The sequence below is a fragment of the Acinetobacter sp. HA genome (genome assembly GCF_000264725.1).
Classification (GTDB): Bacteria; Pseudomonadota; Gammaproteobacteria; order Pseudomonadales; family Moraxellaceae; genus Acinetobacter; species Acinetobacter schindleri.
Map to the genome: position 1 here is coordinate 44,817 of NZ_AJXD01000009.1, position 9,817 is coordinate 54,633.

Sequence of the window (9,817 nt, forward strand, 5' to 3'; positions counted from 1 at the left end):
GGGATGCCGCTGGATCGTTTGGGGTATAGGGATATACCCTCAAACGATCAAAAGATTTTTGTTACTTTTAATCTTTTAAAAGTAAAAATCACCTATACGCAAACTTTACTCAAATATAATGACAACTAAGGTCGTGACAACAAAGTAAAGTGCATAAAAAAGCAGACCTAGGTTGCCCAAGGTCTGCCCTTTTGTAAACTCATAAATAACGCAAAGTTATTTCACAAGCTTACGAAGATCTTGGCTCAGATCCAAATACTTATCAGCTTCAAATGCAGCTTGCTTGCTGATCAACTTTTTAAGATGACGCATTTCTTTGGCAGCGTTGACAGTAATACCACCCACGATCACACCATCTGTTACACCGAACAAGACAAATGAAGACTCGCTACGCAATTCAGGTTTGATTTCGCCACGAACATGCCATTCAGCCGCTGCCATATCACCCACGAATTGGTAGTTAATATCAAGCTGATCTGTCCAGAACCACGCTGGGTTTGGTGTAGGATGCTCAACACCCATCACGTGACGTGCAAAAATACCTGCTTGAAGGTTGGCATTTTCCCACGTTTCAACACGGCGGTGGTTACCACAGTCACGAAGCTGAGTCGCAACGTCACCCGCTGCATAAATGTCAGGATTCGACGTTTGGCAGTTTTCGTTGACTTTAATTGCAAGATCAATATCAAGGCCTGCTTCAACCGCAAGCTGTGCATTTGGCACAATACCAATACCGTAAACTACAGCATCCGCACGAAGTTCTTCGCCGTCACCCAAAGTCACCACGATTTCTTCGCCATCAAGCTTGCAGTCTGCAATTGACGTTGAAAGACGAACGTCTACACCTGCCAATTTTTGCTGTTCAAGCAGGAATTCGCTCAGGATGCGTGGCGATGAACGACCCATCACCATTGGACCCATCTCAATCACAGTCACTTCACATTCTTTAAAACGTGCAGATGATGCAAGCTCAAGACCGATTACGCCACCACCGATGAGGATGATGCGTTGACCTTTCTGCAATACAGGTACAAGCGCTTGTGAATCTTCAAGATTACGCAGTGTGTAAACGTGTTTGCCAAGTGCATCGAAGTTTGGCAAACGACGTGCCGCACCACCTGTTGCAAGAAGCAATTTGTCATAAGCAACAACGTCACCATTTTGAAGTTCAACCGTTTTCGCCTCAGCGTTAATTTTTTGCACGCCATTGCCACGGATGGTTTCAACACCAAGTTCTGCCAGTTTTTCTTCTGACAAAATTTCGATCTTGGTTTCTTCAGGACGCAAAATCACGTCTTTAGATAGTGGTGGACGCTCATAAGGAAGATGCGTTTCATCACCGATCAGAATGATTTTACCTTCGAATTTGTTAGCACGAAGTTCTAGGATTGCGCTTGCACCAGCTTGGCCAGCACCCACAATCACGATGGTTTCGATGTTGCTCATGTAAATTAACCTTTTAACTCTGCAGATACGATACCGAAGCCTGCAATCCATTCACTGATGTCTTCATAGCAATGCGTTGTCATTTCGTACTCGCCCATTTCGCTTAAAGCAGCAAATGCCGCCATCCACGAACGAACTTCCTGACCACCACGGCCACCATCACGGCGGATTTCAGCTTCAGTCATGGCTTCCAGTGCAGCAAAATCAGCATTCTTGAATTTTTCAAGCAATGCGATATCCCATTCAGCATTCAGAGGAACTGCAACAGAGGTGTCGCCCGCTGCCAGTTTTTGTCCCACTGCAATGATTTTTGACTGACGCGCGTTACGTGCTTCAGGTGTCGGGTTACGACCCGCAATCAGGAACTCTTCCACTTCTGGTGGTACAGAACCCATTTGCGGAGTCGGTGGATCATGTGACAGACCACCTGTACCCAGAACCAGTACACGCTCATTTTCAAGGTTCAGAGATTTGATGAACTGACCTACAGCACGGCCTAAAGCGATGGTACGCTTCGTGGTTGGCATTGGTGCTGCAGCGCCATTAATGAAAATTGGAATCGTTGGATAACGATCAAGTTTGCCGTCGCACAGGAAGTGCAATGGCTGAGTCACGCCATGGTCGGCTTGCATACGGTAAGAATATGCAATGTCCACACCCTCATCGAGTACACGACGGACCAAGCCCAGTGCTTTGTCTTCTGGTACATCAATGTGTGCATTGTCTTTACCATAGTCCCAGTCCCCTGCAGCAGTCGCACGAATACCCACGCAGAAACTTGGCATCAGGTCATAAAAGAAACCATTGAAATGGTCTGGACCAAAGGTAATGATCAGGGTTGGGTCGTAAGCTTTTACTTCAGCAGACAGTTTTTCAAACGCTTCACGAACAGCCTGTTCTTTGCATTTTTCCTGCGGTGAAGCAAATTCCATTAAAGGACTGTGCGATGCACAAATAAGTTTAACGTCCATGAGAGACTCCTTAAAAGGAAGGCAGCAAAGAACAGGCTGCCGAAAAGTCCATTTCAGACTAGATTTTTATTCGTCAAAGAAACCGGCACGTGGCTGACGTAGACCACGAATACCTAGACCGCATTCTGCATTAATCAGAACACCAGTCAAAGGACGGTTGTTTTGACGAGATGCCAAGAGCACATATGAACCGGTCATGTCTTCCGGTTCAGGCAAGAAATTCAGTGGCATGCCACGTGCAATTTTCTCAGGATCACGCGCATCGAGCAGGCCCACATTTTCCTGGCCGAGCGATGCAGCGCCTTTGATATTCACATTCATACCTGACGGCGCAACGGCATTGACTCGGACTTTAGGTGCAAGTTCGTAAGCCAGTTCTTTCATAATGCCCACCCCTGCATGCTTAGATGCTGTGTATACAGGGCCTCCGCCAGCGGAGTACAGTGCCGAATTAGACAAAGTAAATATGATAGAACCTTCAGAAGCGATCAATGCATCCAGTGCAGCCTTCGCACCGAGGATCAGAGATTTGGTATTAATGCCCATAATCTCGTCAAAGGCTTTTTCCAGCTGCTCACCTGAGGTATTGACGATATCGGCATAGTGATCCCAGATACCGGCATTACCCACGAAACAGTCGAGTTTACCGTAACGTTCTACAGTCGCTTTAACAGCACGGACGTTGTCTTCATAGCTGGCCACATCACCTGCGATTGCCAGCGCGCGGTCACCAAAATGTGCGTTCAGTGCATCGACTTTAGACTGTGAACGCTGAAGAACGGCCACTTGTGCGCCCTCTTCCAGGAAACGTTCTACCAGTGCCCAACCGAGACCTGAACCACCACCAGTGATGAGTGCAACTTCGCCTTTTAGCCACCCCATGATTACTCTCCTGCCATCTCTACGTATAACGCACCATCTTCAAGTACAACCGGGAAAGTTTTGATTGGATCAGTTGCAGGTAGACACAATGCTTCACCTGTTTTTAAACAGAAACGTGCTGAATGCAATGGACATTCAACAGTACCGTCATCTTCAAGGTAACCTTCAGACATAGAAGCATTACCATGACTGCATTTATCGTTCATAGCGAAGAATTCACCGCCATTGTTAAATACAGCAAGCGCTTCGATACCGTTTACGCCGCAATCCACTTTTAACGCTTCGCCTTCGTCTAATTCGTCAACTTGGCAAACAAAAATCTTATTCATTAGAAGAACACACTCAGGTTATGTGAGTTATAGGTAACTTGGTCAAGCGTGATCTTACGGTTGAAGATCTGTAAGCCTAGGCCGCCTTCAACTTTGCGGATCTTGTCATGACGTTTACCACAGTAAATCGTAACGTCTTTCTCTTTCTGGGTACGGTACAGAAGGTATGTCACGTACACATCGTATTCGCCTTCAACTTCAGTCGGCTCTACGATCACGTTGCTCACCATGTGAGTGGTACGTGATGGAGGCTCTTCAGCCCAAGCCATACCTGTTTCCAGACGAGCAACACGACGTTCTAAAAGATCTTTCGTATCGTTGAATACCCAGGTAGTAGGTGGTTCAACTGAACGACGACGGTCACGCGTTTGAGCGCTTGGTGTAGTACGTAGCGTGTAAGAGATATCTTCAGCTAGCGTGTCTAACCATTCGCGGAATTTCCAGTCATCAAGAAGCTTGGCTTCACGATAGAGGAACTGACTAATTTGGTGATGAAGTTCTAAACTGATTTGACTCATTTCATAAGCTCCTTCTCATATTCGTCAGCCGCAGCTTCAACGTCTTCCCATTTTTCATGAATCAATAAATCTGCCCAACGGCGGTACATACCACGTGCTGCAGTTTCAGAGAAAATATAGTTAGTGATACCCGGGATACCATCTTCACGTACTTTCTCGTTGCCTTTACCCATTTCCATAATGAGTTTGTTTTGACGTGCTTTGTAACCACGTAAAACTTTTTGGATTTCGATCCAGTTTTCAGAGTCATCTTGCTCCAGGAAGCCAGCAGGACCGAATGCGCGAGTTGCAGAGCGTTCGAACGCTTCTTTCACTTCTTGAGATGCCTCAGCATCGGCAATACAGAATGCCCAAACTTCAGTTTTGTTTGGACCACGTGGGTGCCATACGCGAAGTGTTGCAGTACCGTTCAACCAAGATAGTGTTGGGAACATAGTGTTATGACCTGCAAGACGCAGTGCACGTACTTCACCTAAACGCTCTTTAACTTCGTCATAAGTTTCGCGGAAGTAGTTGGCAACTTCACCGTCAACCCATACGTTTGCGTCTGGTTTCTCTGTGAAGAAGAAGCCTGAACCGTGACCACGTGAACCGTACTGGATCGCATCTTTGGCAGTTTCCCAAACTGGACGAGCAGTTTGCGCAGCACCTAATTTCTTAGATGATTCGTCATCTGGTTTTGCGCCCAATACTTGGATCGCAGAAGCGTGAGAGAACAAGGCGTGGTATTGGTCAGATGCGAACTGTTCCGCTGCAAATTTCCAGTTACACTCGATTTCCCACTTGTGTACACCACCGATGATTTCAGTACCACCTGGACGACGGTCAACAACGCCATCTAAGTACCACGCGATATCGCCCATGTATTCTTCTAGGTCAGGTGTGGTTTCATCCCAACAAGCAAATACCAAGCCTTTGTAAGACTTCACACGATTCACTTCAACCAGACCCCATTGCTCTTTACATGCACCATGCGGGTAAGCACGATCTTCAAGCGGGATATCTTTTAAAGAACCGTCAATGCCATATGACCAGCCGTGGTATGGGCAAGTAAATGCACGGGTATTACCACAGTCAGCGAAGCTCACACGCATAGAACGGTGACGGCACTGGTTTAAAAATGCTTTGATTGAGCCGTCTTTTTGACGTGCCACAATGATTGGATCTTCACCCATGTAGGTATTGAAGAAATCACCAGCCTTAGGAATTTGGCTTTCATGGCAAAGGAATAACCAAGTACGACCGAAAACACGTTCGAGTTCTAATTCGTAAATGTCAGGATCTGTATAAATAGATGGCGTAATACGTCCATTTTGTGCATCGACTAAAGCATCGATTTCGCGCACATCAATTTTTCCACTCATGAAAAGCTCTCCTGTGACCTATCTTTGGCACAAAGTAATAGACTCAACTTTTCAACGATGATGGATTTGACAGCGTTTTTCGGGAAATATTTTTTTTGTTTCAATTAAGAGCTTAAAACAATTATTAAGCACGTGAATTTTTATATTAAAACATCTATTAATTCCGCCAGAGCATTTAGTTTATGAATGGGAAAATAATCTTCACGACATAGTTGTTTATAGATTATACTCTTCTGAAATTATAGTAAGACATTTTTTGGATTACTCGACGGGCTAGTTTTATGGAATTACGACATCTTCGTTACTTTATTACCGTTGCTGAAGAACTGAACTTTAGTAAGGCGGCACTCAAACTTTATACGGCACAGCCTTCTTTGAGTCAGCAAATCAAAGACCTGGAAGAAGATGTCGGCGTAAAGCTACTCAACCGTACTAAGCGTAAAGTCGAACTCACTGAGGAAGGTGCTGTATTCCTTGAACAGGCACGCCTGACGCTGGCTCAAGCAGATAAAGCGATTGCCATGGCACGCCAGGTATCACAAGCCAAGCAGCAGATGCTGCGCATTGGTTTCGTTCCTGTAGCAGAGATGAAAATCTTCCCTTATGTGCTGCCAAATCTGCGCGTTCAAAATCCAGACCTAAAAATTGAACTGCTCAGCCTGAATAACACTGAACAGATGAAACTGCTCAAAAAAGGTGAGCTAGATCTGACCTTTACCCGTTATAACTTCAACAGTGACGAGATTGAAAGCCAGTTTGTCATTCGTGAACCGTTGATCTTTATTCTTCCGAAAGATCATCCACTTGCGAAATATGACCGTATTCCGGTGAAAGCCCTCAATGGCATTGATTTTATTATTCCTTCAGCAGAACAATCATTGATACTGCACAATGCTATCCTGGACTTCGCTAAAGCCAATGGTATTGAATTTAATATTGTGCAGAAAGCAGACAATATTCTGTTTAACATCAATTCGATCGGGATTGGTTTAGGTTGTACTATTCTGCCAGGCTATATCGCGCCACTGACCATGAACAATACGGTGATTCGCCCCTTAGACGTTGAGCTGCCTTATCTGGATCTATATGTCAGCTACCGTAAAGATGGCAATTCGGTTGCAGTGAAGAAATTCCTTGAATTACTGACACGTGTATTCTATCTCGATATTAATCGCGATCAGTAAAAATAAGCCTTTAGCTTAATCCCGACGCGCTTACTGACAAGCTCAGAGGCACGTTTTTTATTCTCCCAATTCAAATGTATATTTTTTAATCAAACAGAAACATCTGTATTTAACGTTTTAATCTATATTTCAGCCAGCTGCTGTATTAAAAAAATCTATCAAAATTTCCAAATTGATTATTTACTACTCAAACCATCCCCTGCTTTTACAACTTAAGTCTAATGCGATTTTAAGGGTAAGAAAAAAGGATTTAGACGCCAAAGATATTGTGCAAATTATGTTTGAATCTAAATTAGTGGTTAATGAGAATCACCCTCATTGAATGCATTTGAGTTCATCTTTTTAAGTATAAAAAAAGGATGGCTTCAGCCATCCTTTTTCACCAAGCTACGACTTATTTTACGCCGTGAACAGCCAGATAGTTTTTAATGACAGTATTGAACTCATCTGCTTTTTCAACTTGAGACCAGTGGCCACATTGGCTGAAAATATGCGCATCAGCATTTGGCACGATGTTCAGGATGTCCCAAGTACGAGAAACTGGAATCACCACGTCTTGAGTACCGTGAATCAATAATACAGGCACAGTGATGTCTTTCATTTTTTCGAAGTCTAACGGGAATTCGAAACGGTCACGGTCACGTGCGCCAACCACATCCATCAAACGGTTTGATGCATAGTCATTGGCAGCAGAAGCAAAACGTACTTTCACCAGTTCGTCAGTGATCAGGTCTTTATTCACGACAAACATAGAAAGAGTTTTCTTGATACCTTCTTCAGTTAATACTGGATTTGCGTGTGCTTTCAGCGCAGCAGTCTGTTTTGCACCACCAGTACCCATAGACACGATACCTAGAACACGTTCAGGATAATCAAGTGCCATCTGGAATGCCAACCAGCCACCCAGAGAGTTACCCACTAACCAGGTTTTTTCAATGCCAAGAGTATCTAGAGTACGGATCGCGTGATCAACCCAAGCACGGATACCATAAGCAGTACCTGGTGCAACAACAGTTTGACCATAACCAATCGTGTCAATTGCGATACAACGTGCTTGTTCACCAATTGCAGGCAGGTTCAACCACCAGTTTGCAGCAGCAGATACACCAGTACCAGAACCATGAAGGAATAGAATTGGTGTACCTTCACCAATTTCGTGGTAGTGAGTCAACTCATCTTCTGCAGTTTCAATCCATTTGTCTTCTAAGCCAAAGAATGGATCTGTTTTATAATCAGGGATTTGAACAGTGCTCATGTTGATTCCTCGTACAGTCTTTAGCTTGCGTGTCCATCTATTCAGAGGTCGACGGCAAGTTGACTCTTTAAAAAATGAATTTTTACAGCTTTATATTAACCGCTTAGCACAGCTCAACTGATACAAAATTACGATTGCATACTATAAAAAATATATAACTTAAGATATTGTTTTATATAATTATTTTTAAAATAATCCCTTATAAATACTCAGGTTTTAAATTTTAAAATGATATAAAAAAGAGCGGTGTCGATACACCGCTCTTTTAAATTCTCAATTTTAGAATTTATAGGTATAAGTTGTTGCAATACGATGTTCCTGCAAATCAAAGCCACCTGCAATATTGTCATAGTTGGTATCGATGAACATGTATTGGAAACCTAAGCCTTTTAATTTACCTTCAGGAACAACATAATTAACAATTACATTGTTTTCATCTTCCTTACCACGCTTATTACCAGCACCATTATCTACGTTCCATCCTTCAAAATGACGTAAAGTTGCAGTTAAACCTTTTGCACCTAGCTCTGAGAAGTCATAGGTATAACCGAGATTCCATGATTTTTCGTCTTTACGAATAAAACTTGCTACAGACCAGTTGTCTAAATATGGTTGTGGAACCCATCCGCCCAGAGTCGGGAACATAGTGGCTCTCGTACCATGATCACCAAACATTTGTTGATAGCCCAACTGAACTGTATGAGCACCCTGATTTACTTTTAGGCCTGCAGAAACCGCCTGGCTATCAATATTGCCATAAAGTTTGTCACCAGATTCACTGTTATCAAAGTAGCGAACGTGTCCATCGAGCTTAATCTTTTCACCGACAGTTGTTTTATAGTCTGTACCTATATAATGCTGTTTATAGATATTGGTCATATCAGCATACCAATAGCTACCAGTAAATTTAGGTGTGAATTGATGGTCGATTCCTACGATATACATACCGTCATCAGTGGATAGACCTGCAGCTTCAGCTTTAGCAAAATCATTTTGCGGCAACAGCGTTAAATTTTGATATTGATTATCATAACGCGTATTAATACCATCAATATAAGCCAAGGTCAGTTTAGTGTCTTTGATATCTTTAGACTCTAACCATGCGCCACTATAGGTCGTTAGCAATTGACGAGATGGATCAAAGAACACCACTGGTGACATTGGTAATAGATCACCCACCTTCAACTCTGTTTCAGATACTTTAACTTTTAAGGTTATGCCCAACCTGGCATTATCACGTTCAGTCTTCTGATCTTTGTTGCTATATGGCATGTGAATATCATTCACATTATCAGGAGATTTCAAACCTACGGCATATTGTGCTAATAGATCGGCACCTACCTGAACCCCACCACCGATATCGTGATAACCAGACTTAGCATCTAGTGTTACCGCTTGCGTCCAGTTACCATAGTTTTTTTGAGATTCATTATCATAATTACGTTCTAAATAAAAATTCTTAAATTTTAATTGAACGTTACTGTCGTCAATAAAATCAGCTTGAGCAGCTGTTGTTCCTAAAGTCGCTGTTGCAGCAATGATTGCTATCCATAAATTATGACGACGCATTTTCTTTGTCCTTAACCAACATAAGAAGTAATGGCTGCATCATGCTGAACAACGTATTTATTTAAAATCCGACCACAGTATTAACTTTTTGATCCCAATTATTTTTCTGGATTTATTTGAATATATTTATCATTTCTTTAATATTTTTAAAATCTTAGATATTTTTTATTATTTTACTAAACAATATAACTCTTTGTTCTATATTTCAAATTCAATATTAAAAAATAGACCTCTTTCATAAATCATTTTTTTGCTCAGTTCCAAGTTGTAGATTCCAGCGATTAAATTGAATCTCAAAC

General features: G+C 42.6%; 9 protein-coding genes. 1 reads left to right on the forward strand and 8 read right to left on the reverse strand.

From position 1 onward, the window contains the following. Window positions 1-216 precede the first annotated feature (216 nt). The 6 genes from hcaD to hcaE form a co-directional block, all read right to left on the reverse strand. Window positions 217-1,446 (reverse strand): 3-phenylpropionate/cinnamic acid dioxygenase ferredoxin--NAD(+) reductase subunit, encoded by a 1,230-nt coding sequence (gene hcaD / locus HADU_RS02690; RefSeq protein WP_008303344.1) that lies wholly within the window; start codon window positions 1,444-1,446, stop codon window positions 217-219. 5 nt (window positions 1,447-1,451) lie between these two features. Further along, entirely contained in the window at window positions 1,452-2,417 is a 966-nt protein-coding gene (locus HADU_RS02695; protein ID WP_008303345.1) for a 3-carboxyethylcatechol 2,3-dioxygenase, read from the reverse strand. 66 nt (window positions 2,418-2,483) lie between these two features. Beyond that, window positions 2,484-3,299, reverse strand: a complete 816-nt coding sequence (gene hcaB / locus HADU_RS02700) for a 3-phenylpropionate-dihydrodiol/cinnamic acid-dihydrodiol dehydrogenase (protein WP_008303347.1) — start codon at window positions 3,297-3,299, stop codon at window positions 2,484-2,486. Window positions 3,300-3,301: 2 nt separating this feature from the next. After that, a complete protein-coding gene (hcaC, locus tag HADU_RS02705; protein WP_008303354.1) occupies window positions 3,302-3,628 on the reverse strand; it encodes a 3-phenylpropionate/cinnamic acid dioxygenase ferredoxin subunit in 327 nt (108 codons plus the stop codon). Then, the gene (hcaF, locus tag HADU_RS02710) at window positions 3,628-4,146 is read right to left on the reverse strand and encodes a 3-phenylpropionate/cinnamic acid dioxygenase subunit beta (RefSeq protein WP_008303357.1); all 519 of its coding nucleotides are present in this window, start codon (window positions 4,144-4,146) and stop codon (window positions 3,628-3,630) included. The genes hcaC and hcaF overlap by 1 nt, the downstream gene beginning before the upstream one ends. Next, window positions 4,143-5,510, reverse strand: coding sequence for a 3-phenylpropionate/cinnamic acid dioxygenase subunit alpha (gene hcaE, locus HADU_RS02715; RefSeq protein WP_008303359.1), 1,368 nt, complete (start codon window positions 5,508-5,510; stop codon window positions 4,143-4,145). Before hcaE ends, hcaF begins: the two co-directional genes overlap by 4 nt. Window positions 5,511-5,791: 281 nt before the next feature. On the opposite strand from hcaE, the gene hcaR reads away from it, so the two are divergent. Continuing rightward, a complete protein-coding gene (hcaR, locus tag HADU_RS02720; RefSeq protein ID WP_008303361.1) occupies window positions 5,792-6,694 on the forward strand; it encodes a DNA-binding transcriptional regulator HcaR in 903 nt (300 codons plus the stop codon). Between the two features lie 394 nt (window positions 6,695-7,088). Here hcaR and HADU_RS02725 read toward each other — a convergent pair whose 3' ends face one another. Continuing rightward, the gene (locus HADU_RS02725; RefSeq protein WP_008303363.1) at window positions 7,089-7,949 is read right to left on the reverse strand and encodes an alpha/beta fold hydrolase; all 861 of its coding nucleotides are present in this window, start codon (window positions 7,947-7,949) and stop codon (window positions 7,089-7,091) included. A 279-nt stretch (window positions 7,950-8,228) separates the two neighbouring features. After that, window positions 8,229-9,518 (reverse strand): OprD family outer membrane porin, encoded by a 1,290-nt coding sequence (locus HADU_RS02730; protein ID WP_008303364.1) that lies wholly within the window; start codon window positions 9,516-9,518, stop codon window positions 8,229-8,231. Window positions 9,519-9,817 lie beyond the last annotated feature (299 nt).

What these genes read in the sequence shown, in the direction of transcription:
- hcaD (WP_008303344.1), bottom strand. Translation starts at nt 1,446, where the DNA reads ATGAGCAACATCGAAACCATCGTGATTGTGGGTGCTGGCCAAGCTGGT.
- HADU_RS02695 (WP_008303345.1), bottom strand. Translation starts at nt 2,417, where the DNA reads ATGGACGTTAAACTTATTTGTGCATCGCACAGTCCTTTAATGGAATTT.
- hcaB (WP_008303347.1), bottom strand. Translation starts at nt 3,299, where the DNA reads ATGGGGTGGCTAAAAGGCGAAGTTGCACTCATCACTGGTGGTGGTTCA.
- hcaC (WP_008303354.1), bottom strand. Translation starts at nt 3,628, where the DNA reads ATGAATAAGATTTTTGTTTGCCAAGTTGACGAATTAGACGAAGGCGAA.
- hcaF (WP_008303357.1), bottom strand. Translation starts at nt 4,146, where the DNA reads ATGAGTCAAATCAGTTTAGAACTTCATCACCAAATTAGTCAGTTCCTC.
- hcaE (WP_008303359.1), bottom strand. Translation starts at nt 5,510, where the DNA reads ATGAGTGGAAAAATTGATGTGCGCGAAATCGATGCTTTAGTCGATGCA.
- hcaR (WP_008303361.1), top strand. Translation starts at nt 5,792, where the DNA reads ATGGAATTACGACATCTTCGTTACTTTATTACCGTTGCTGAAGAACTG.
- HADU_RS02725 (WP_008303363.1), bottom strand. Translation starts at nt 7,949, where the DNA reads ATGAGCACTGTTCAAATCCCTGATTATAAAACAGATCCATTCTTTGGC.
- HADU_RS02730 (WP_008303364.1), bottom strand. Translation starts at nt 9,518, where the DNA reads ATGCGTCGTCATAATTTATGGATAGCAATCATTGCTGCAACAGCGACT.